A 23,642-nucleotide genomic window follows, 5' to 3' on the forward strand; every position below is an offset into this window, starting at 1 on the left:
AGATCGAGATCAACCGTGGTGTCACCGGCGTTGTCGACCGAGTCGTCAACGAACTCCGTGCTCAGCGTCTGAACCCGCAGCTCGAAGGTCTCATCGAGACCCGGCCGCCGCGGCAGGTCATCCCCGGAATCGTCAACGAAGTAGTCGCCAGACTGATAGCTCGCCGTACTGAACGTGACCTGGTTAGGGGACACGTCCGAGAGGTCGGTCACGAACTGACTGTTGGTGACGTTACCGCCGCTGGTGTCCGTCACGCGGCGCAGCTCAAGCTCGTCCGACGTGGAGATCGTGTCGTTCGCGAAGGTCACGTCCTGACCCTGGAACNCGCAGCTCAAGCTCGTCCGACGTGGAGATCGTGTCGTTCGCGAAGGTCACGTCCTGACCCTGGAACGGGTTCGCAGGCGAGTAACCTTCGGTGATCGTGATCGAGAGGCTTGCAGTCGCCTGTGAGAATCCAGCGTCGGGGGCGGAACCCACAGTCGGAGCAGAGGTACCATTTGTATTGTTCCCTTGAACAGTGTAGGAGGTACCTGTCTCAAGATCACCAACATCCACACCAGTGAAGGTGTGTCCGTCGGCAGCTTGGCCTGTTGCCTCGCCACTAACTACGACATTACCACTAGTGTCGTTCACAATGGCGTATGCGTAGTCAACTTCGTTGTCTGAACTCGTTACTTCAATGTCAGTAGTCGTGTCGTCGTCGGCGAGGTCAACCGTGCTAGGACTAAGGTTGACGCCGTCGGCGGACGCAGCTGCAGGAGCGGCCGCGAAGCCGACTGCAACCATGGAGACGACCATGACCGCCGCGAAGAAGACCGCGTTAGCCTTCTTGCGATAGTTTGTATCGTTTGTCATTGTTGTTGTGTGTTATCTGCGTCGCGCTGGCAGCTTTCTCCGTCACCTGTCGCCCGATCATCGATCGACCAACACCGCGTCGAGGGCGCAACTGGACTCGGATCGAGATTACTTGCTTCCACGCGTTATATGGGTAGGGGTACTGCATCTGTAACACACACCGGTTCTGGTAAATACTTTGTGTCTATGCCGTGCATGTGAAACCCCACCAAATTGGCGGCTCGGAGCATCAGGCGCCGGATCTCGATCTCGCGGGTTTGGTGCCGTTCGGGGTGTCAGCGGGCGTTCGTGTCGACCTCTCGCGCGTCCGAAACGTTTAGACGGGCTGAACCGATGAGTGAGATGGGAGCGCCCAGCCGGACGACGCACGCGACTCATTGATAGGGGTACGGCGTCGTCCACACGGTTTTCACGCTCGTGAGCGACAGGTTTTGCTCGCGCGCGGTCCACTCTGGTGGTCGCCTTCGCGTTCCCCGATGACCGAACCGACGCTGAGACGCCGCGAGCCCGCACGACCCGCGCTCGCCGATCACCGCACGCGCGGCCGGTATCGCTTCAGGGCCGCCCGACGCCGAAACCGCGCGGCTTCGCGGCGCGTTCGGGGTCCCCGGCGGCGACACGAGCGGTCTCGAGGAGACCGTCAACAGCCCGTCACACCCGTTTGCCGGAGCTGTTGGAGTAGCCGTACGAAGGGTGTCCGGCAGCCTCTCGGCGAGCAGTGCGAACGAATCGGAAAGCGTTGCGGGTCGGAGACCCGCAGATATCCGCTATTCTGAACCGAACATCTGGCGCATGTTCTGTGGAGTTCTATATTTATTCTATAAATATTTATTAGTCGAACTTCCGTGGGTACGCGCATGCCCAGAAACGGGAGAGATCAAATCAACATTGCCGTGCAACCCGAGGTGAAGGCCGAGTGGGAAGAGGCCATCGAGGAGACAGGGAGATACGAATCGATGACTCAACTCATCCGAGACTCCGTAGAGAACGAGTTGATTAGAATCGGGTACAAACAAGGAGTCACGGAAGACATCCCAAGTGGTGGCTCTCAGCCCGTTGATGTCGATCTGGGTGGGATCGAAGACGAGATCGCGGAAATGAAGGCCGAGCTTCGGGGGGTCAATCAGCGAATCGAGCGAATTAGCCTCGCCACTGACGCTCAACAGGATACCGAGTTGATGGATCTGGCGAGCGAGCTGCACGATGAATTGCCAAGAGTCGCCGACGCTGAAACATTATCGGAGGAATCTCCGACCGATTCCGGAGCATGGGAGGGGCAACCCTGGCGGCTTGCACAGGACGTTGACCACCCAGAATATGATGTTACGCGCGCGCTCGCGCTACTCGAACAGCAAATGAGTCGGGTGAAAAGCACGACCGTCATCGTGGATGGATCCCCGCACGACGTGTACTATGTCCAGCAATAGCGAACCAGACGCCGATCCGCAAGAGCTCACTGGCACCCACCGAGAGCTTCACGACAAGTACTGCGCGTTTCTCAAAGGGAGCGGGAAGGATACGACACTACAGACGCGGCGATCGTGTCTACGTCAGTGGATGGTCTACTGCCAACAGAAAGGAATCGATCCGAAAACCGCAGAAGAGAGTGATGTTCGAGAGTTCGTGGATCAGAATCTCCACAAAGCGGACACCATGGTCGGGACGCTACTGTCCACAGTCTCAGTATTCTACGTTTGGGCTTGCAACCGGAATTACTGTGAGACCAACCCAGCAGAAAATGTATCGCTAGATGACACCGATTACAACCACATTGACCCGCAAACATCCCAGAAAGTCAAAATCCTCCAACAACGGGGCGACACTGACGACGCCGTCGTCGCCATCTCGCCTGAGGATGTACAAAAAATATTCGAGAAGCCAGGCACACCCGCGATACGGAACGAGCTGTTACTTAGGCTGCTCTACCAAACCGGTGTTCGATCGGTGGAACTCGCTAACGTCCGCCTCCAAGATATCGACTTCGGAAAACGAAAAATCCGGATCACTTCCGCGAAAGCTGATCCGGGTGACGAGAACTACATCAGGTACGTCTACTACCACGAAAATTTGGACTTTCTCATGCGGGAGTGGATCGAAAAGCAGCGCCACTCGTACGCAACGGCCGAAGAGTCGGAATATCTCTTCTTGACGCATCAGAAGGCCCAGATGCGGCCAACATACATCAGCCGGATCGTAAAGGAACAAGCCAAGGAAGCAGGCGTGAACGAGCCGATCAGCGAAGATGCGAATGGGAATACGAGATGGCTCGTGACTGCACATACACTTCGCCACTCTATGGCCTCCCACTCGGCGAATGGCACGCACCCCGCTGATCCTGAGAGTGACGGGATTCCTGTTCACATGTTAGCCAAAATTCTCGGGCATCGAAAGCTGGATACGACAATGAAGTACGTTTCGACAGACTGGGACCAGATAGAGAAGGTCGTTCAAGAGCGTGGTCCACGATGATATTGAGTGCTTACCTACGAGTTCGAGAGATCATCAACGCCAAAAACAGAGAATTAGATTATTGCCAGCTAAACTGATGAACCGTGGTTTTTCACCTTCTCAATGAGTTTCAGCGGTGTAATGCCAATTTGACTTGCCTGGTTCTGAACTGCTGGATTGTCTTTGGTGAGTTGATCTTCCGGAATAGTCTGTAAGACCTCCACAGCTTCCTTTATTTGGGGGTCTTCCTGACCCTCTTGTTTCTCGATCTTCTCTTCGATCTCATCCCTTTGTTTCCGAAGTCGTTGTAATTTGTTTTCTGTTTCATCTATCTCATCCTCAATACGATCGAGACTTACTTCGAGAGCTGCCTTCATTTTGTGAGACGAATTACCCTCAAAAAAGTAGCACTCAACAAGTTCATTCACTAAGGCGGAGAAGTTTAGCTCGCTCCTTCTATCAATTTCGTCTGCGAGATGTGGGTCGATGGTCACCGACTTCTGAAGCTTACCCATTCACACCACCCCCGTATGGGCAAAGCCGTGAATTAGTATCATAGTATTATTCGATTGATCTGAGCGAAGATCTCCAATTGTCGTAGAACAGGGGTATGAAGCCTCTATCTGCGCATCTACATCTACATTATAAATAATATTTTTATAGCATATAATATAGCGGACCCCCCCTGTACTCCTATTCATTCTTCGTCCTCCATCTGAGCAATCATGTTACGCAGCTTATCGAGTTCAGTTTCGATTTCGCGTTGCTGTTCTTCAATCTCAGTCAGTCGGATCTCAAGTTTAGGGACGACGCCTTCGTACAGTCCATTAATATTGCCGTCTAGTCGGCTGATCTCAGTATCTAGGTCCTCAGGATCAGAACTCATGATTGATTCACCACGTGTGCCGACACGTGTGGTAGATCAACGGCAGTATGTCGTACGGACTTCGCTACTATCCTCGTCCAAACGCGGATTCCATGTCGCATTGCATATGAGAATATTTTATATTGAGTGCCGGAGGTTTCCGCCACGACCCTTTAACAGGGTACATTTATATGTCTTCGATCATGGACCCAGATGATTGGAATTTGGATCAAGATCGGCCACTCTCTCCATACGGACTTCCGACCAAACAACGTGAATTCCTCATTACGGGGAATACTGGGAGTTACTCGCAAACTAGACTCAAAAGGGAAATTTCGGAGAAATCCGCAAAGCAGATGGATCGGATTCAGGATTTGCTTGACGATCTCTACCTGCTCTGCTACGGAAATTACCTAGCCGAATCGGAGGAGCAGGTACGAGACGAAATTAGTGATCTCAATTTTCCCAGTAAGTCGTCCGGTGCCCACGATATTTCACAGAGTAGAGAGCATAAAGATAACTCAGTGGCAAACCTTTCTTTTGAGATCGGTTTGCTATTCCGAATGGCAGGCCTAGATGGGCAGCGGACCCACGAGATTGTTTGGAGTTTTCTATTGGGATTAGTTGGAACATCGTCTGGTGACTTTCAGCGGGAGAGTGAGCGTATCGGGGATATGCTTGAAGAGATTAATACCCTGTATGAACAACGAGTAGTTCGAGAAGGAACAAACCAGGTGACCGGCAAAACAAACGATATATCTGAGTTACACAAAATCACAAAGAGTGTATTGAGGGACGCGAACATCAATCCCTCTATTCCATTGACGAATGCTGTTGTTCAGTACCATCTTCGTCCAAATGAGTCTAATCTTGCTCTCAGTGTTCGTTCTATATCCGAAATGGAAGCTGTAGAGTGGCAAAGTAATGATGGCCCAGAAAGGCAGGTGAATGGGATTCAACCTCGGGATCGAGATGAAACGACTATTGATACAATAGTACAGCGACTGCTGTCAGAGACACCTCTTAGAGAAGTGGAACATCTCCGGGACGATTTGAAAATTGACAGGCAGCAGATCCTGACACGAGAGAAATTTGGTGCGCAAGCAGATGAAATATTTCATGGACTACCCCCTAACGGTGCCCGTGCGGAGCGAGACAATCTTCGTGTCCAAATTGATACTTCCGTTGAGATGCTTACTGCTGTGCTTAATAGGTTATCTGCTAAGTCTGAGCATCCATCGTGGACTAGTCGTCCCGTCGTAGAAGAATCTGCTGAGAAGAAATGGTCTCTGACGAAGTACGGACAGCTACTTCATAAGACTATGTCTAGTGGAAAAAGAGATAATTTTTGGGTCCATTATATAATCGCCGACCCGGAAGAACTGTCTATACAAGATAGGGAGCTCCTCAGGGAAGTAATGGGGGACGCTGATGTATAAAACAGTTGCTTGTTTGAAATGCGTTATCCGGGATAGCAATTAGGCTAGGTCGTATCACAGAAAGTACATATTTCGCTCTTGGGTAGAGGATTGTTGGTCAGTTCTCAGCAGTCGCTGGAAGTCACAGAGGGAGAGGGAATCCCGGTCGCATCACTCGACGAACGATGTTCCCAGTGAGGACGTTCGTCTCGGAGCTTCGGGCCGCGAACCTGCTGGAAGAGGTTCGTTGGCGGAACGGCGTCTATTGCCCCCGCTGCCGTGCCGAATACGTTATTCAGTACGGCAGCTATCCCATGTTTCAACGGTATCTGTGTGAGGATTGCGACCGCACATTCAACGACCAGACCGGTACTGTATTCGAACACTCAGCGTTAGCACTCAGAAAGTGATTTCTCACTATCTACCCCTACATCCGCTTCAACACGAATCTCAGACAGTTAGACGTGGGAATCGACATTCGGTACAAGACGACCTGTTGGTGCGTCCAGCGCTTCCTGCGAGCGCTGGCGCCTCAGCCACAGGTTGAAGACCCGATCGAAATCGATGAACTGTACGTGAAAACTCGTCTCAAAGGCCGCGAGCGCGACGGCTCGTCGCGCTCGCATGACTTGTCCACGCGCGGACGTGGAACCTACGCTGAGGACGAGCCGTCCGGTTTTATTCTCGCTGATCGAGGTAGTGTGACCGGTACGTGATCCCCACGAAAGCCGCGAATGAATCGACAATGCAACTCCTGCTGGCAGTTGGCCAGCAGGAGTCGTTGACCGTCTATGCTGACGGCTTTCAAGAGTATGGACCACTAGACGAGGACGACGCATTCACTCGTGAATACGTCGTTCACAGTGACAGCGAGTACGTTGATGGAGACGTTCATGTGAACCCCTGCAAGAGCCACACGTCGCTAACGCGACAGTGGCTCTCGCCGCATCGAGGTGTCCCCAAAGACAGATTCACACCGTATCTCCGAGCGTTCCAACTCCGCCGCAAGGTCTTCCGAAAACCAAGGAAGAAAGCAATAAAATTTTCCTCGAAGCTACACCCTAACTCATCAATAATCTACGCCGCAAGAGCGAATAAGTGAATTATACACAGCAACTAGCACCTCATAATCTATAAGTCGTTCCAATACGTGCCGAAAAAATGCCAACAAATGTCATCCAATATTAGCTTTTCTAACCAAGAGGTTAGGTTCGTCGATCAACATCGTGAGACCCTAATCTCATTAGGAGAGAAAATCAACAGATATGAACCAGATTATATTATTGCAGTAAGCAGATCTGGACCAAGAGTTCTTGAAATGCTTGAAAAAGCAGGGATATATTCAACAACAGTCCCAATATATACAGAGAAATCCCTTGATTTTGTTCCTAAAAAAGAATTAGAAGGGAAAAGGGTAATCGTATTTGATGATATCACAATTACCGGAACTACAATTTGGGAGACAATTGATCTCGTTCAACATCATTATGATACTGAGGAGATTATTCCACTCACTATTGGATATGATAAGGACACCGCTCAAATGGCCCCCAGCGTTGTCCAGCCACAGCTGGAGTTGTCTGCTTCAAAACGTCACGAATTCATTAAACAAATGACTCAGTCATTTTCATATCTTAACAAACCCTATGATATTGATCACGCAATTATTAATTTAACAATAGATAAAGATACATTCAAAAGGTTCGAGGAACACAATTCCTCGTATGAATTAACAACTGTCCATCAGCGTGATGTTGGACAACGCCGATTTACTTTTATTCCAGATAAAGAGGCTGAATGTAAAAATCTTCTATTCAAGTTATTTGATGGTCCAGATACAGTACCTGGTATTGAAAAGTTCAGAGTATATCATAATGAAAAAGAAGGCAGATTCGTTATTGTCCCAATAGTTACTTTTTCTCTTAAAAAGGACGCAATTCGTGGAGAGACTATTTTTTCCGACTCATTACCTAGAGAATTTAATGAGATTGTGGAAACCTGCCGTGAGATCTGTATAGGCGAGGCAACAAGCTACTTTTATAATCGTGAAGAAGAGCGAGTAGAGCCAGTTTATCGACTCATCTGGTACCTTGTGAGCTACCTGTATGGAATCGCTTACCAAATTGAATATGAGGAAGTGCTACCATCCGTATCCCCGCCTGGGTCAGCACTAAATAGAAAGGATATGGTCTACCTCTTTGGGGAGACGGTAACGGATCATATACTATCGAAATTAAATAATTGCTTTGAGAGTACAATCAAGGATCTTCAAGAGCTGCTTTCTACTAATTACCGGCGGGATGAAGTTGAATGGACCGTTGAGCGTATAGAGCCGTTTCTTGATTCGCAACAAGAGGACCTCTATAATGGAATACTTCCGTATTTACAAAAACATGTTAACGATAGGATGACATATTCTGATAAGTTATCGACCGTATTTGAGGGAATTCAGTTGGAATTTGAATCAAAAACTGACCGGGAGCTACAGGAGAGTACCTCGCCAAGTATTCCTCACAGGAAATCACGGAATACTGCCTTGAATGTCCGTCAATTAAAGAATTTGTTGCTTGACGCCGACGCATCCATCGAGAATGAGACAGAGTTCTCCTTAGCGATGGACTTTCTTATCGACGCTGGCGTACAAATTCCTTGTTTCTACTACCGTGATGACACAGAACAGTTTGAACGAAGCTACCGCCACGGCGAGGGGGCATTAAATAGGATGGGATATGAGTATGTTGTTGATGAGGTGATAGGCGGGTTGTTTAATTATGCTCATCAGAAACACGATGAAGAGATAATCCCTCGTATCCTATTGGAAAAAGTTGGTGTAATGATCACTGACCGGCTACATAAAGGTAGATTCTGGGAACAGGCAACAACAGATGCAATCTACGAATCGTTGGCAGGAAATAATCAACGTCAGGAATTCAATGTAGCTCCCCAGTTTTACCGCCATGGAAGAGTTGTCTTATTAGAAGATGAAAGAGAGCACCAGAGATGGTTCTTTACAGACTGGTGTAAAAATAGGGGATTAATTAAGAATACTGCGGGAGGAGTCATGCGATCTACCAGTTGGCAAGAAGAAAATAACCGCGACATCAACGAGGTAGCATCCACAATATCTTCTTCGGAACGTGCATCGTTAGAGGTTTTAGCACAGTTGTTATATGAAATCGATAAGTCAGTAGACCCGGCCAATAATCAAGATTACCTCACAGCTCTCACTACATGCCGTAGCGAGGAAGCATACGTACAAGCAATCCGCAAGGAGATACAGCTGTTTTTAAGTAGTAATGACTGGTCAATTAGCGATTCTATAGATAATGCTCGAAGAATCCATGACAATTATGAGTCATATAATGTTGATGGGTTAACTGATTTTGATCTTTCAAATCTTCAATCTGATTTAGATTCTACTCAAGATATGTCAAGTAAGGCTACGTCGGCTATTAACGGGATTCAGAACAAACAGCGTCTCAGAGAGGAGCTAAACAGTTCAGAGATCATTACTAAGATTCGAGAACATTTTGAATCCCATCCACAGCGAAGTAAGACTAAACAATACGAACAAAACCTAGAACCCTACCTAGATGCAGTTGAGGAGATTAAAGATTTTTCAACAGTGGAGACTCAGAAGCTTATTGAGAAAACAGAATCATTCGGCAAGATATGTATACAGTTTTGTGAAGTTTATCGGAATATTATCTCTCTTTCTTCTCAAGTTGCTGCAGGTGGGAGCAACCTTAGAGTTGAGTTTACCGAACTTCAGGAATCGATATCCAAATATAATAAATTAGTAGACAAAAATAAACAACGAATGTACAGTGGTATTGCGATAGATGATCTTCCCCGTTTCGAGGAGGAAGATTGTAGGATAAACAATATTGTGAATGGGGAGTTCAAAAAGACTCTCTTTACCGATCAGAGTACTGCAATCATTCTTATAAATGATTTATTCCCAAAAATATCCAATATTCATGATTTACTTATAGATATTTACGATCAATATTTCGAAGAAAATAAATGGAATCAAAAGATACAGGATCTCTTTGAGAAGGAATCACAGATAGAAGCCCATTGGGTCGTTTGGTATGATATTCGGGATTCATCTAATCCGGAAAACAAGGAAAAAACAAAAAGACTTAAAAACCGTATCAGTGAGAAACTTGACGTTATTAGCACCGGGCTCAATGATGGAGAGTATGAGGATTCGGATGACGATGAGACTCATATCTTTATTCGAGAGTCAAAGCACGTATTGAGGTATCTCAGTGGACTTCTGGAAGTTGCATCATTTAATGATATGAACCTACGCATGAGCGTTTGTAGGGTTCCTTCTGGGTATATTAGAAAGAGCGCAAATAATACAATAAAATCAAACAAGGCCCATGTTAGGAGTGTTAGAATTGGAGAATATCTAAATAAAACTGGTGCCGAGGTAGATTCAGCCCACTATATATCAATAACAAACTCCGCAAAAAATGAACTGTATGAAGATGGACTTCCAGAGTCGATACTTCAAAAGAATTGGTCTGTAACATCCAAAGAGAACTCCTTTCGCCCAAAGGATGAAGATGTCAAGATTGATTTTACTACCTACGAATTAGATCAAACAACATAATTAATTAATAACCAAATGTGAAGTGCCTAGACGACGAGGATAGATACACGGGTTTACTTGGGGTAGTGATGCGAGTGGATGGGACCCACAGCACTATTACAGTTTCACTGGTATCTGATCCGGGACAGAGACAGATAACCTTCGGTGAGACAAAAAATGTCTGATCTTACGCCCGATGAACTGGTTACCCGAACTCATGATCATTTAAATAGGTATATAACCTTAGCAGACAACAAAGCCTCTATTCTGCTCACTGCACAGTTTGCGTTTTTAGGCCTATTCGCAAATGCCATGCGGATACTCACAATTGAATCAGAACTCGTGTGGTGGTGTGCCCTACTGGGTGCCGGATCGGGAGTTATCGGTGTCTTCTTATCTGGATGGATAGTATATCCAAAAACACCTAAGCCTGAAACTGGCCTTATTTTCTGGGAGAATATCGTCGAATACGGGTCTGTCGATGCATTTCAGAAGTCAATCAGCGACTTAGAAGATGGGGATACGAGGGAACAATTGGTTCAAGAAAATTATGAATTAGCGAGAGTAGCGAGTAATAAATATCATTATCTTCGATGGTCGCTCCGCTTTTCTGGTGGAATGTTGATACTGTTTACAATTGCTGCGATCGATTACCTATCCTTCTGAAGTTATATCTGTGAATTTCAACAGAGCTATATGATAATCTTAGTTATATGATAAGAATAGAAGCCCTAGATGCCGCTGAAACGTGCCTGTTCAATTAATATACAAATATTTTTTATAACGGACTCACTATTTAAAATTGGCTGAAAACGCCCCCCGGTGCTAGGACACCGGGGAACAACGCTGCCAAGGATGACAGCAAATGACACTAATCGTGTCGGGAGTGATAACTCTGACTTTCGGACGGCTGAGGACACAGAAATCATTTCCGAACACGATGAACAGGACAGGCGTATCGTCGAAGGAACACGTGCCATTAGAGGAACGACGACCCGCAGGGACCTCCTTTCGAAGACGGATCTGACTCTCGATGGGTTAGAGAACCGACTTTGTACACTCGCTGATGGGGGGTATGTCGATCCGATTGGTGAGTCCGAGTGTGAGTTGGTGGTGCTTACTTGTCGTAGTGAGCAGGTCGCGGGAGGGTTCAGATGACGGGTATCGACCAAGATCGGGCCCTACCGATCGATCCGGATGACGCGTTCCAAGCGGTGTCGAACAGTCGTCGTCGGCAGGTGCTCCTGTCGCTTGCGCAGTCAGACGGGCCAATAACTGCCTCAAAGCTGGCTCGTGAGATTGCTGCGATCGAGAACCTCGTCGATCCTAGTGAGGTGACGAGTGAACAACGCACCCGGGTGTACATCTCGTTGATACAGTCACATCTGGAGACGTTGGACGATTTGAGTGTCGCTGAGTACGATGAGCGGGGGAAGCGGCTCATGACTACTGAGGCAACGAAACCGATTGCCCGTCACATTCGGGAGATTTCGAGGTCCTGCTACGAACCGGAGGAAGGTGAATGACGAGGATCTCGGAGGACGTGCTGGATGACGACCAGGTGGCTCTGAAGTTGACGTACCAGTTCGATCGGGTGCTGCAGCTCTTGGAATGTCTCGCTGCGGACGCAAGTAGTGAGACGCCTTTCGTGAGCGTGATTGAGTCCTACACGTGTCGGCAGGTGGAGCTCGCGGCTGAACAGGTGCTTTCCGGGTGGTCGTTGCCGCGTGGGGTGACGTGTGACAGTTGCGATCAAGCACTCGCAGCGTCTAAGTCGATTACTGTTCGAGCTCGGAGGCCGATGGGGCTCCTCACGTGGTTTCTTGATGCGTGTGCCTGTGAGGACTGCGAGGTGATGCTTGACCCGGAGCCGGATGGAATTGACGTGGTTGCGTCCGCCCGGATCACGCGATGGGATGATCCTGAGGGAGAGCGCCCGTTGTTGTTGAGCGAGGTTTCCGTTGAGGAAGTAAGTGGGACGCAGTACTACGAGAGTCAGAACGTGGAGGTGACAGATGGGCCGTAACGATGGGTACAACACGTTCCCGACGAGGGTCCGAGAGGAGATTCTGGACCGCGACAGGTACCAGTGCCAGGTTTGTGGGCGACTGGGTCCGGAGCGAGGTGGGAACATCGATCTTGAAGCCCATCACATGCAAGAAGACCCAGATCTGGTGGATCGAGATCACCCGGACAACGGGACGACGATGTGTATCCCGTGTCACCATCTGGTGACTCACCGAATGACGGTAGACGACCTTCCGTTCGATCTCGATGGCGTCGCCGCAGAGGTGAATCTGCTGTACAAGGATATCGAGATTCTCACGTACCTCTACGAACACGGTCCGGCGACGACGAGTGAGATCCGTGAGGTTACGAGTGGGGCTGCCAGGACGTCGATCATCGAACGGCTTTGGACGCTGATGTCGGTCGATCGGAAGGTGGATTCGTTGGATGAGCCGCTGATCGATAAGGATCTGGACACGGACGAGTGGGGATATCCGAGCGATATTGGGAGAACGGTTCGCTGCCGGATACCGGAGAGTGAAGAAGAGATGATGGACCGGTTGCGGGATGAACTCCTGCGGCGGCTGCTTGATGCTGGAGTATCTCGTTCGACGGTCGCGCTATTCTTTGGACGGTCGCGTCGTGCGACCTTCTACATCAGTAAGAGAGCTGGCGCGCTACGGATCCCCTTCGACGACGACGAGCATCCGAACATGGTGATGGACTCAGACGAGTTCGATGAAGTCGTTGATCAGCTTGTAAGGCTGTTTCAGGAGTCTACGGCATGACCGGTAATGGTTCATGGGATGGTGCTGTAGGAGCGTAGACGACGACTCATCGAAGATTTATGGAAAGCAAGCAGGGAGGTGGTGACTGGGCCGAGAGTGGGGAGCAATTGATGCTTCACGTCGGTGACGAAGAGCTGGTGTTCGAGAGGGCTCGCAGGTGTCCGCGGGCAACGGAACTTGTCGCGTCCCCGGTTGAGCTTCACCAGCGGAACGTTCAGCGACGGCTTCGAGAGGCGAATCTCTCGAAGGATGCCTTCTCATTCGTAGCTCCGGTTGGAATCAGCAAGAAGCTGCTTGAGTCCGCAGGACGGCCGACAGCGACGATCGATCGGATTGACCGGTTGAGTCTGCTCCACGCAATACTTGAGGACCCACCGTCCCGTGCGTCATCTGAACTTGCGTTACCGCCCAGATTGTCATCGCGTGATCCGCAGCAGATCGAACAGATTCGCACAGAGGTAGAGACGGTGACTAACTTTCATCCAGAGCGGATCGCAGCTTGGCGAGACACGGCGGATGATCTCTACGATCCGATCGACGCAGAGTCTTCAGAGCTCCTCAACGCTGCACTGTTCGTGGAACAAGGTCTTCGGGATCGGATCACGAAGGCGGTCTCGGAGACAGAACTCGTTCGGCGGGCGACGAGAATGATCGTAGCGACGGACGGGGTAGGGTGGACGGAGGCATACCCACATATCGACCGACTCACGTTGCTTGGTCTCAGCAGCCTGTCTGCGCCGCACACGGATCTCGTGCATGCGGTTCTTTCGACAACGCCTGTCGAAGTTCACATTCATTTCCGCTCCGAAACTGGAACGTATCTGAAACAGCGGTTCGACGACCTCCTCACTCGTTCCAAACCTGGGACGGAGGTGTTCGAATGACGGCTTCTAACCGACACAAGCTATCACAGCCGATCGATCCTCCCGAGGTTCCGACGGTCGAAATTGTGTCGCCGACGCGGCGAGATGAAGTACGGGCTGCCATGGCGGTCGTCGCCTCACTCCGAGACCATGGGGTGCCGATCCGTGACATCGTAGTCGTGGTACGAGATCTCGATGCGTACGAGGAACCGTTGTTTCGAGCGGCGATTCAGTACGAACTCACACCCGTGTTCTGGACTCAACTTCGAGTGACTCGAACGCGGCCGTACGCGCTCATCGAGGCTGTCTGTGATGTTCTAGACGAGGAGCGTGTAGATGTGGAAACGCTGCTTCGACCGCTCGAACTCTGCTGGTCACTCCGATCGACACCCGGTCGGGATGAGCAGTCTGTGTCGACAACTTGTCAGTGGCCGATCGATCCCGCGACGGTGTCCCGAGTGATGGAGCGCCTCCCGGACGGGACGCGAACGATTCCCGAGTGGGTGGACGTGATTAAATCGACTGGAGATGCGGATGGGCGTTTCCAGCGGTTTGTAGAGTGGATCGATGATGCACCGATGCCCGAGCCGGAATCAGTGAGTACGCTGCTGGGCGACGTCATCGAGGGGTATGCCGAGCATGGACTCCCGGAGACGAAGGCTGGTGACTCACCGGCGCTACTTGAAACGGAGACTGACGCGCGGGCGGTTGTGCGTGTTCGGACGCTTGTCCGGCAGTTACGCCACAAGTTCGCTGACCGGCTCGAAGAAGGAACAGTCGATCAGTCGTGGGGTGACGTCGCTAACTTAGCCAGCGTGATCGCCACACAACGGCCCGGTCGAAGAGAACACTCGAACGCTCGTGCGTTGGACGTGTTGGAGGCGAACGACGTCTGGGCGCTTGACGTTCCGTACGTGGTGGTGCTTGGATTGACCGCTGACCAGTGGCCACGACCACCGGAGTCCGTCTTACCGCCGGAGTTCCAAGAGGCGGTTCTTCAAGGGGACGGACAATCAGGGCTGCTCGCGCCACAGCCCGCGTGGATCGGTGGACGTGACCGTGACCAGTTTACAGATGCACTTCGCGCTGCGGGCCAGTGTGCCGTCGTGACGCGGTACACGCAGACCCGGGAGGGGAACGAGGTCCAACCGTCTCCGCTTCTGGGATACATCAACACGGAGCGGGTTGGTGAGACAGATAGAGAGCGGCTCATTAGTGCTGATCGACGACTTCCACCGGAAATACGGGGATTCGTCACGGCAGAGACGGAGGATTGTGATGAGTAACGATACGGCAGATGAGGATATCGAACCGATCGTACTGAAGGGTGCGCAGCGAGCGATCAGAGAAGCGTATTTTGACCACGAGACAGGATTGTTCACTTTGAACTGCGTTCCCGGGTCGGGTAAGTCGGTCGTTGCACACCACATTGCCGCCGAAGACATTCTGCGACGATACGTGGCAGGCGATCCAACGCCGGAGCAACACGTCGCGGTGATATCGTTCAACCGGGACGAAGCCGCCGGCATCATCCCGGCGGTGTGTGACCGGTTACAGACACTCGTAGAACACGAGCTCGTCTCAGCCGCATCGGAGATCACCGACGCGGAGCTCCAGTATCTCCTACAGCGTACACGACAGGCACCGTACACAGGAACTGTTGACAGTCTCCTACGTGGCATCCTACAGGACATCGCCCATGATGCCGGCTTCGAGGACATGCCATCCGTCGGTAACAAGGCGCTATTGAAGCAGGTCCATCAGGAGTGCTACGAGAAAGTCTGTGGGTCTCCAGCGTACGAACAGCGGCTGCGTGATTTTGAAGCTGCGTATCCAGATGGTGAGTACGATGAGAGCGTAGCCGAGATGCTGGAAGCCGCAGTCACGTTCTGCCGCGATCAACGTCTCTCAACCGCACAGTTCCAGTCAGAACTGGAACGGACACAGGACGCAACGTACCCGAATGGCAACCCTGAGAGATTCGACGACATCGTGCAGTCCGTTACACGTTTCGTCAGTGGTGGTGACGGGGCCATCGAGGATCGCGTCAGGGATGCGGTGGACAAGTCCGAACGCGATCGACTGCTTGATGCCGACCGTGAGCTGTACGACGCGTGGTGTGATCGCATCAACGACTTCTGTACAGTTCTCTCAGCGTATCGTACCGCGTATCAAGAGCGCGTTCGAGAGTACAGTGTCGTCTCACATACCGACGTCGCGTATCTCGTGGACGCATATTTCGATGAGTCCGGCAATCGGTCTCAGCTCTCGGAGCCGCTGCAGGCGATAGATGATGCGCAACGGGATCGAGTCCGGCGAACGTATCGATCACGGATTCGCAGTCTGATCATCGACGAGGCACAGGATGTCTCGGCTATCCAGCACGCTGCGCTATCCCACATCGTCACGAGTAACTCGCGCGTGTTCGCCTGCGGCGATGTCCGTCAAGGGATCTACCTGTGGCGACACGCCAACCCAACATGGTTCGATACCGCGACCACTACGGGAAGGTACCTCGGTGTAGACTGGGAAACACGCGAGAACCGAACCGCGACGACGACCTATCGCTGTGTTCCCGACATCGCGGCAGGCATCAATGCGATCGCCGACCCGATGTTCACCGATCCCGCTCGTGGAGACATCGGTGATCTTGACGTTACGTACCCACAGTTGGAAGCAGCCCGTGATGGCAACGAGACTCCTGCGGTACACGTCTCCTCGTTCGCCGGTGTCGGTCAGCCAGGATCAGAGACGTGGGCAACTCCCGACACGGGGATTGGTGAGGCGAACATACTGGCGACACACATTGCGAAGGGACTCGCTGACGGCACGTTCTGCGACGAGGACGGCGATCCACAGGACATCACGGTGTTGTTCCGGCGTGGAACGCGGTTGCCCCAGTACGAAGCGGCGTTCACTGCTGAAGGACTTCGCGTATACACGGCGGCAGAGGGATTGTTTGAGTGTCCCGCGGTCAATACAGTATTCGACGTCTGTGAATGGTTGGAAGCGCCCGACTCACCCGAACGAACAAAGGCGTTCCTCACGGACTCCGAACTCAGGATAGACGTTGACACGGGCGTCTTTAAGTCTCATTCGTGGAACGTGGACAAAGTACTCGATACGACCGAGACCGACATCCCGCCAACGCAGCGGCAAGTGTTGTGCGGGCTCCGCCGACTTCGTGATCGGCGTGACGTGTTTCACAGACAGCCGGCGAGTGTGTACGTTGAGGAGATCATCGAGTCGCTCGCACTGCGGGCAGACGCTAACGAGTGTGTTTCCGATGTCGATTCCGCGCAACGAGTTGCAAATCTCGATGCGCTCGTTGAGATACTCTCCGAATGGGAAGGAGAGACACAGTACTCACCAGCCGAATTAACCGAGCTGATTGAACCGTTCCGCGAGAGTCCCGACGACGGACCAACACAGCCGAGCACGACCGGGGAAGCGTACGATGTCAAGTTCCAAACGGTCCATCAGGCGAAAGGCGACGAAGACGATGTCGTCGTGATTGCTGATCCAGGATTCAACGTGTGGTCACGCGGCCCTCACACGCAGCGACTCGTGACGCAAGGGTCGATCGCAGGGCTCGCCCCACCGATGAACACGAACATCCCGGAAGACATCACACTCCCACCGTTCGAGGGTGGCCTGTACGAGCCGCCAGGAGGGTGGGATCGAGACACCGGACTTCGCTGGGCAACTGCTCATTGGAGCGACACTGTCTGCGAGTCCACGGATCGTGACGAACTCGTCAATCCCGACCGACTCAGTACTGTCGCAGCAAACGAACGGGCAGAGGTGTGGCGATTGCTGTACGTGGCCATGACCCGCGCGAGAGACCACCTAGTTGTGCCGCTGCCCCACTCAGATGTCGAAGCCGACCACCTCCGTGATCGGTGGATGGACACGATCCGCGATGGGCTCGAATTCGAAGAGAGAGGAACGGACTCCTACACCCTAGGACTGAATGGTTCGGAACCGAACACGGAGTCGATCGACGTTGGCGTTAACGACGTAGATCTGTTTGCGCAGCGTAACTTGCCTGCTTTACCAACGGCTAACAACGGAGTTTCTGAAATCCCACCACGGCGTGACGATCTCGAACCATGGCTCCCGCGGTTCCTGAATCCCTCAACGATGTACCCGTTGACCGAGGATCTCAACGAGCACACAATCGCCCACCTCCTCGGCGAACCACTCCACACGGACGCGCACGACGTGCCTGATGACCTTCCGCTCTCGTTCGATCAGGTAGGCCCAGATGGCGTTGGGCGGTGCCTCCATGCTGTGCTTACAGAACTGGTCGCACGGGGAATCTCGGAACAGTCGCTGCGGGGCATGGATTCTGAAGTTCGAAGCGTCTTCGACGACATCGTCGCAGACACCGTGCCAGATGTGAATCCGGATGAGAACGCAGGAATGTACGCGTTCTTCGAACACGTCCTTGCCGGGTTTGTGAACACCGAACTGTGGGAACAGATTGAAGATCCGAGAACGACCGTTAGCGTTGAACAGCCGATTGACGGACTTGTCAAACTGAACGGCGTGGAGTTCGAGATCCACGGTCAGACAGATTTCGTTATCGAATACCCAGACGGAGAGCGCGTCCTGACGGACGTGAAGATCGCGTTAGCTGAACCCACTGCAGAAACACGCCAACGCTACGAATTACAAATCGCCGCATATGCCTACCTCACCGAGCAAACAGAGAAGACTGACGCGCCTGTTCGGGGAACGATAGAAACACTCGGCGTCACAACCGAGACAACCACGTCCTCGTGGCCACCCGACATCGTTCAGTCACGGTTACAACGACTCATCAAAGAGTGAGAAATCCAGATCGATGGCAGCTTATTGATTCGCCCGAAATTCCGTTGTCGTGACGCCGCTCTTTCAGCAGATCCGCCGAGGTGAAACAGCCGTCAAACTACCATATTTCATAAACTTACCCTTTTCCGAGTATCCCTCTTAGTTCTATGAGACATGACCTCTCCGAATGTCCTACCGTCTGCCGATAAAGCACTGAGTACAGACGCCTACTTCCGGCTCTACCAGGGCGCATTGCAGATCGAGAATCGTGAAACCCGCCTTGTCGCTTGTACCGTGATCTTGCTCGCCGGTCGCCTCGGACTCCGGTTACAGGAGATACAGCATCTCCGTGAGGAATGGATCGACTGGCGACGTGGCGAGATCCATATCCCGGCCTATGACCCCTGTGGCTGCAAGCGCTGTTGGATCACGGCTTTTGATACCTGGGGCCGACGAGGGTTGAAAGAACTACAGGAACACGGCGAGTGGGAGAGTGGAGCCTCGTGGAAGGACCTACTGGTGGCAGACCGTGAAGAAGTCGTACAGTTGTCCGACTACTGTACGGTGAAGAACCTCGAAGAGATCCTTTACACTGAGCGTTGGCAGCCCAAATACGACCGGTCGGCGCGGGTCATTCCGTTTGGGTGGAGTGAACGAATTACTGCCTGCCTCATAGCCTTCTTCGACAACCACGACTACATCGACTACCAGCAGTACCCTATCAACCGACTGATCCGAAGGGCGGCGGAGAACGCTGACGGCCTTGATTCCGGGGCAATCTCGGCGCACCCGCTCCGGGCAACCGGCCTCACCTTCTGGGCAAACATCGTAACCGATCCGAAGACCATGCGGGATCTCGCCGGCTGGCAGGACATCGAGACGGCGGTACAATACCTGCGGGTGAGTGGCCGACTCACGACACACAAGGTCTACAACTTGATGGGCAAAGCCGACGAAGCTCCGCCGGTCGTACCTACAGAACCAGAGTATTGCTTTCCGATCGTGTCGAACCCGGCCCCATTCAATAATGAGCCATTTACCCCTCTCACGCCGGACGGCGTCTACTGTGACGAGGACGTTCGGATTGCCCGCTATCACGAACAGCGAGACAATACGATCCCTCTGTTGCACCCGCGTGCCGGAAATGTCCCCCATGGCAGGACAGGGTTCCCCGATGAGGATCAGCTGAGCTACGACCCCTCGCAGCATGATCTCCCCGGCCACCTGTCCCGGGATTCCGATCGGGTGAGCGTTGAGGACGGGCAGCCTGTGACGGTTGCGACTACGCTGGCAGAGCTTGAGGACGTACACCGGATCGATCCGAGCGAGCGCGCCGATCCCGGCGAGTATCGAGCGATGAACGTGAATTCACAGCTCTTTGATTATCATGACGAGGATCGGGACAGCGACATGATCCCGGCGGCAACCCTCGGTGGTGCTGCCGCCCTTGGCGTCGGCCAACTCGGGGCCCGACTTGATCGAGAATGGTCAGAGTACTGGCTCGCCGGCAACGGCGCTTCTCCGACCGCTGAACGAATAGCAACCGGAACCGTGGTGTACACCTTGCTTGTGGTTCTACCGTTGTCCCTGAACCTCTCGCTGCTTTTCGGTTGAATACTCGGCCTGATTCACTCTGTATCGATGTTTTGACTCTGTTCAATCATCCCAAGCTGTATCCGACGGGTGTTGTCGGTTATACCGACCAACGCCACAGACGCACCGGACTGTATCAGGTGGTTGGGAAGCAATTGTAATTGTAGAGCTTGGCGTTACTATCGGAATCGCTATCAACACTGCCGCCGCCGTCAGATACGATCTCGAAGAACGTTTTGTCGCTGCTGGCGATGCCATTAGGACAGTGAGGAGCGGGTTGTTGAAGATCGCGGGCGAGACGAATTCAGCGAAAGTGATTTACGATTGGACTTACCGGGCGGTGCGGGGTAGTACGATAGAGTACACGTCGTCAGCAAGTAGATATCTAACGAGTTTTGTGAGGTACCAAACTTGACTGTCAGGACGACAATTCCGATCAGCACTTCATTCTCTAAATAATGATTATTTAGAGAATGAAAATGAACTGCCTATTACCCCCCCAAACCACATTCCGAAGAACCGCCCAAAACGAATAAGTCATTATCCAAGTAATCATTAGACGAAGAATGACCTTCTACAACAGGATCGATGAACTGGAGACTCTCAACACGGCATTCGAGTCACCGGGGCACGATTTCTACGTGGTCTATGGAAGGCGGAGGATCGGAAAGACCGAACTCCTGAAAGAGTTCTGCCGACATCAACCTCATATCTATTTTCTCTCCGCTCAGGAGGCTGAGGAACGACAACGGGAGAAGTTCGTTGAGCAAGTAGCGGATTACTTCGACGATCGCGTACCAAGAATCGACGGATGGGACGAGGCGCTTGAGTACCTAGGGGAAAAGATCGCAGACGAGGATCTCATCGTCGCCATCGACGAATTCCCGTATCTCGTCGAAGAGAACGATTCACTTCCGTCCTACCTCCAGTCGTTCGTGGACGAACATCTGCAGGAAACGGACTCAATGCTCGTTCTCTGTGGATCGAGCATCAGTACGATGGAGTCAGAAGTGCTCGGTCACGAGAGTCCCCTCTATGGTCGCAGAACTGGGCAATTCGACGTCCAGCCGTTCTCGTTCCGGCAAGCACGCGAGGTCATCCTATACGATATCGAGGACGCCATCCGCTCCTACGCAGTCACTGGGGGAACGCCGATGTATCTCACGCTATTCGACTATTTCGACTCCTCACTCGCGGACAACATTCGATCGCAGATCCTCTCGCCGTCAGCAGTACTCTACAACGAGCCAGAGTTCCTACTACGGACGGAGCTGCGAAGTCCAGCACGCTACATGAGCATCCTGGAGTCCATTGCCCTCGGCCACACGACACCGAACGAAATATCGGGAGCAACCGGGATCGACTCGGGACCACTCTCGAAATACCTTCGTAAGCTCCAAAAACTACGGCTCATCGAGCGGGAAATTCCCGTGACTGCGTCAGCAAAAAAGTCGAAGCGCTCCAAGTACTACGTTGCAGACGAGTTCCTCCGGTTCTGGTTCCGCTACGTCGGGCCGAACCGATCGAGTATCGAGGAAGCACCGGGGATCGTGTACGAGAACACGATTGAACCTGATCTCCCGAACCTCGTCGGCGAGACGTTCGAAGACATCTGTCAGGAGGCGATCTGGGAAGGAATTCGACGCGAAGAGTTTGAGCAGTACTCGGAGATCGGTCGATGGTGGTACGGTGAGAACGAGATCGACATCGTCGGGCTTTCGCCGGCTGACGATAGAATTCTCTTCGCTGAGTGCAAGTGGACCTCTGAACCGGTTGGCTGCGGGCTCGTCGAAGACCTCCGGGCGAAATCCGAACACGTACAGTGGGGACCGGATTCGCGGACTGAACGATTCGCGTTGTTTTCGAGGAGTGGGTTTGTAGAGGGACTCGATCAGGAGGTGGACGATTCTTGGTCCCTGTTCAATGTAGGTAGCATAGACCGGATATTAGAAAGTCCGACCGAGATCTGATGTTCAACTACCGAGGTGCGGCTCTGTTGAAATACCTCAGCAAGAGATACATTCTGACCCAGTCTGAGTCAGTACATGGGACTCACGAATCGGTCAGTACAGGCGAGGAATCTAACGCGAGACATATCGATCTATCCATCAGCTGGTAAGACACCCGTGCAAGATACAGAGAGTGGATACACCACAACCCTGTATGTCCCTCATCCAGTGAGATTCAGAAATACTGCTGGATTTATCTTCCGTCTATTCAATTACAATTCAATAGAGAACAATGACTAATAATGCCGAACTCATCGATATTGAATATAGTCTCTGGAGGTTGGAAGGCCTCTTTCACAAAGAGGATCACTTTAAACTGGAATTCGGCTTCCTCCTGAACAAATTAATTCAGGAGCAGGGAATAACAGGAACGGTTAGGCTTGAATGGAATACAGAGCAGGCAGGCGACGTTGATCTTGCAATACGAACACAGAACGGTGTAATCCCGATTGAACTCAAATACAAAACCAAAGCAGCAGACGTCCACGATACCAGTTTTAATGAGAGGTTCCACATCTCTCGCCAGGGAGACTACAATCATGGAACGTATAGTTTCATAAAGGATATCTCAAACTTGGAAGCTCTCACACAAGAATACGACACTCAAGGTTACGCTATATTCCTCACTAACGACCCAAATTATTGGGAAAAGAGAGAGGGCGCGGTATATGACCCGTTCCGAATTTACGATGGTAGAGTTTTAGAAGGTGAATTTGACTGGGTCGAAGAACGAAGCTGGAAACAAGGTGATCCCATACATCTCAACCATCATTACAAACTGAATTGGAACAAGTATTCGCATAGGCCAGATATTATCGTTGAGGGTGCGAGTGAATTCAAATCTTTAGCCGTCAAAGTACCTCCAAATTCGGAATAGTCACTCACTCTCTGTTGACTATGCGCGTTGTATGTAGCAGCAGCTTCACCAACTACTCGGTTACTATCAGTAGCAGCGTGAGCGATACAGAGGGTGAGTCACTGGGGAATCGTGGTGTGCTAGTCGTTCAGATTTCGGCAACTCTGATAACGTAGCGCTTACCATTATGATAGTAGTGTAGCAATCAACAACTGACAGAACATTATCAGACCATACCTATTTTACAGCCGACTGCCAACAGCAAAGACATTCGCATGGGGCTCTCAGATACCGAAATAGCGGCACGACTCAGACAACTCAACGGATACAGGTTTGAGAAATTTGTGGCCGAACTCTGGCAACGAAGGGGTTGGGATACCACTGTAACCACCGAATCGAACGACCAAGGAATCGATATCATCGCCACTCAAAACGGTCGCGTTAAGTTTGGCGTGAATTGTGGTAGACTGCGAGGGCTTCGAGCCAATTTTGAGCTGTCTCGAACGCGACATTGCTGAAACT

Annotated in this window: 18 protein-coding genes and 3 pseudogenes; 16 read left to right on the plus strand and 5 right to left on the minus strand. The window is 51.7% G+C overall.

Annotated features, from left to right (window positions below; translation table 11 throughout):
* A partial coding sequence (locus C471_RS06155) for a hypothetical protein (RefSeq protein ID WP_449272083.1) occupies nt 1–308 on the minus strand: 308 nt, incomplete at its 3' end.
* Nucleotides 265–855: a surface glycoprotein gene (locus tag C471_RS16230; RefSeq protein ID WP_080505543.1), complete on the minus strand. Its 591-nt coding sequence runs from the start codon at nt 853–855 to the stop codon at nt 265–267. The genes C471_RS06155 and C471_RS16230, both read right to left, overlap by 44 nt.
* A gap of 857 nt (nt 856–1,712) precedes the next feature.
* Here C471_RS16230 and C471_RS06160 point away from each other — a divergent pair.
* Together C471_RS06160 and C471_RS06165 are read left to right on the plus strand one after the other, a co-directional pair.
* The gene (locus C471_RS06160; RefSeq protein WP_004047184.1) at nt 1,713–2,282 is read left to right on the plus strand and encodes a hypothetical protein; all 570 of its coding nucleotides are present in this window, start codon (nt 1,713–1,715) and stop codon (nt 2,280–2,282) included.
* Nucleotides 2,269–3,324 carry a tyrosine-type recombinase/integrase gene (locus C471_RS06165; protein ID WP_160163126.1) on the plus strand — a complete coding sequence of 352 codons (1,056 nt, stop codon included), beginning with the start codon at nt 2,269–2,271 and terminating at the stop codon, nt 3,322–3,324. The genes C471_RS06160 and C471_RS06165 overlap by 14 nt, the downstream gene beginning before the upstream one ends.
* Before the next feature lie 68 nt (nt 3,325–3,392).
* Here C471_RS06165 and C471_RS16855 read toward each other — a convergent pair whose 3' ends face one another.
* Nucleotides 3,393–3,818 carry a hypothetical protein gene (locus C471_RS16855; protein ID WP_152421817.1) on the minus strand — a complete coding sequence of 142 codons (426 nt, stop codon included), beginning with the start codon at nt 3,816–3,818 and terminating at the stop codon, nt 3,393–3,395.
* Between the two features lie 182 nt (nt 3,819–4,000).
* Nucleotides 4,001–4,189 (minus strand): hypothetical protein, encoded by a 189-nt coding sequence (locus C471_RS16860; RefSeq protein WP_152421818.1) that lies wholly within the window; start codon nt 4,187–4,189, stop codon nt 4,001–4,003.
* 182 nt (nt 4,190–4,371) lie between these two features.
* Between C471_RS16860 and C471_RS16865 the strand changes: the two genes are divergently transcribed.
* From C471_RS16865 to C471_RS18320, 14 genes and pseudogenes are all read left to right on the plus strand, one after another.
* On the plus strand, nt 4,372–5,607 hold the full coding sequence (locus C471_RS16865) for a hypothetical protein (protein ID WP_152421819.1): 1,236 nt from the start codon (nt 4,372–4,374) through the stop codon (nt 5,605–5,607).
* Nucleotides 5,608–5,771: 164 nt separating this feature from the next.
* Nucleotides 5,772–6,688, plus strand: a pseudogene (locus C471_RS06170) (IS1595 family transposase).
* A gap of 69 nt (nt 6,689–6,757) precedes the next feature.
* Entirely contained in the window at nt 6,758–10,210 is a 3,453-nt protein-coding gene (locus C471_RS16870; RefSeq protein ID WP_152421820.1) for a phosphoribosyltransferase, read from the plus strand.
* A gap of 156 nt (nt 10,211–10,366) precedes the next feature.
* A complete protein-coding gene (locus C471_RS16875) occupies nt 10,367–10,855 on the plus strand; it encodes a Pycsar system effector family protein (RefSeq protein ID WP_152421821.1) in 489 nt (162 codons plus the stop codon).
* Nucleotides 10,856–11,343: 488 nt separating this feature from the next.
* Entirely contained in the window at nt 11,344–11,715 is a 372-nt protein-coding gene (locus C471_RS06180; RefSeq protein ID WP_004047186.1) for a DUF7344 domain-containing protein, read from the plus strand.
* On the plus strand, nt 11,712–12,215 hold the full coding sequence (locus C471_RS06185; RefSeq protein WP_004047187.1) for a hypothetical protein: 504 nt from the start codon (nt 11,712–11,714) through the stop codon (nt 12,213–12,215). Before C471_RS06180 ends, C471_RS06185 begins: the two co-directional genes overlap by 4 nt.
* Nucleotides 12,205–12,984, plus strand: a complete 780-nt coding sequence (locus tag C471_RS06190; RefSeq protein WP_004047188.1) for an HNH endonuclease — start codon at nt 12,205–12,207, stop codon at nt 12,982–12,984. The genes C471_RS06185 and C471_RS06190 overlap by 11 nt, the downstream gene beginning before the upstream one ends.
* A gap of 59 nt (nt 12,985–13,043) precedes the next feature.
* Entirely contained in the window at nt 13,044–13,868 is an 825-nt protein-coding gene (locus C471_RS06195) for a hypothetical protein (protein ID WP_049909030.1), read from the plus strand.
* Nucleotides 13,865–15,133, plus strand: coding sequence for a hypothetical protein (locus C471_RS06200; RefSeq protein ID WP_049909032.1), 1,269 nt, complete (start codon nt 13,865–13,867; stop codon nt 15,131–15,133). Before C471_RS06195 ends, C471_RS06200 begins: the two co-directional genes overlap by 4 nt.
* Nucleotides 15,126–18,683, plus strand: a complete 3,558-nt coding sequence (locus C471_RS06205) for a UvrD-helicase domain-containing protein (RefSeq protein WP_004047189.1) — start codon at nt 15,126–15,128, stop codon at nt 18,681–18,683. The genes C471_RS06200 and C471_RS06205 overlap by 8 nt, the downstream gene beginning before the upstream one ends.
* A gap of 153 nt (nt 18,684–18,836) precedes the next feature.
* On the plus strand, nt 18,837–20,276 hold the full coding sequence (locus tag C471_RS06210) for a tyrosine-type recombinase/integrase (RefSeq protein WP_004047190.1): 1,440 nt from the start codon (nt 18,837–18,839) through the stop codon (nt 20,274–20,276).
* 545 nt (nt 20,277–20,821) lie between these two features.
* Entirely contained in the window at nt 20,822–22,225 is a 1,404-nt protein-coding gene (locus C471_RS06215; protein ID WP_004047191.1) for an ATP-binding protein, read from the plus strand.
* 271 nt (nt 22,226–22,496) lie between these two features.
* Nucleotides 22,497–23,141, plus strand: coding sequence for a hypothetical protein (locus C471_RS16880; RefSeq protein WP_152421822.1), 645 nt, complete (start codon nt 22,497–22,499; stop codon nt 23,139–23,141).
* A 254-nt stretch (nt 23,142–23,395) separates the two neighbouring features.
* Nucleotides 23,396–23,521: pseudogene (locus C471_RS18320) on the plus strand (restriction endonuclease); the annotation flags it as partial.
* Nucleotides 23,522–23,561: 40 nt separating this feature from the next.
* On the opposite strand, the pseudogene C471_RS18285 reads toward C471_RS18320, so the two are convergent.
* A pseudogene (locus C471_RS18285) lies at nt 23,562–23,642 on the minus strand (IS6 family transposase); the annotation flags it as partial.

Origin of the sequence: Halorubrum saccharovorum DSM 1137 (assembly GCF_000337915.1) — an archaeon.
In the GTDB taxonomy this organism is placed as follows: domain Archaea; phylum Halobacteriota; class Halobacteria; order Halobacteriales; family Haloferacaceae; genus Halorubrum; species Halorubrum saccharovorum.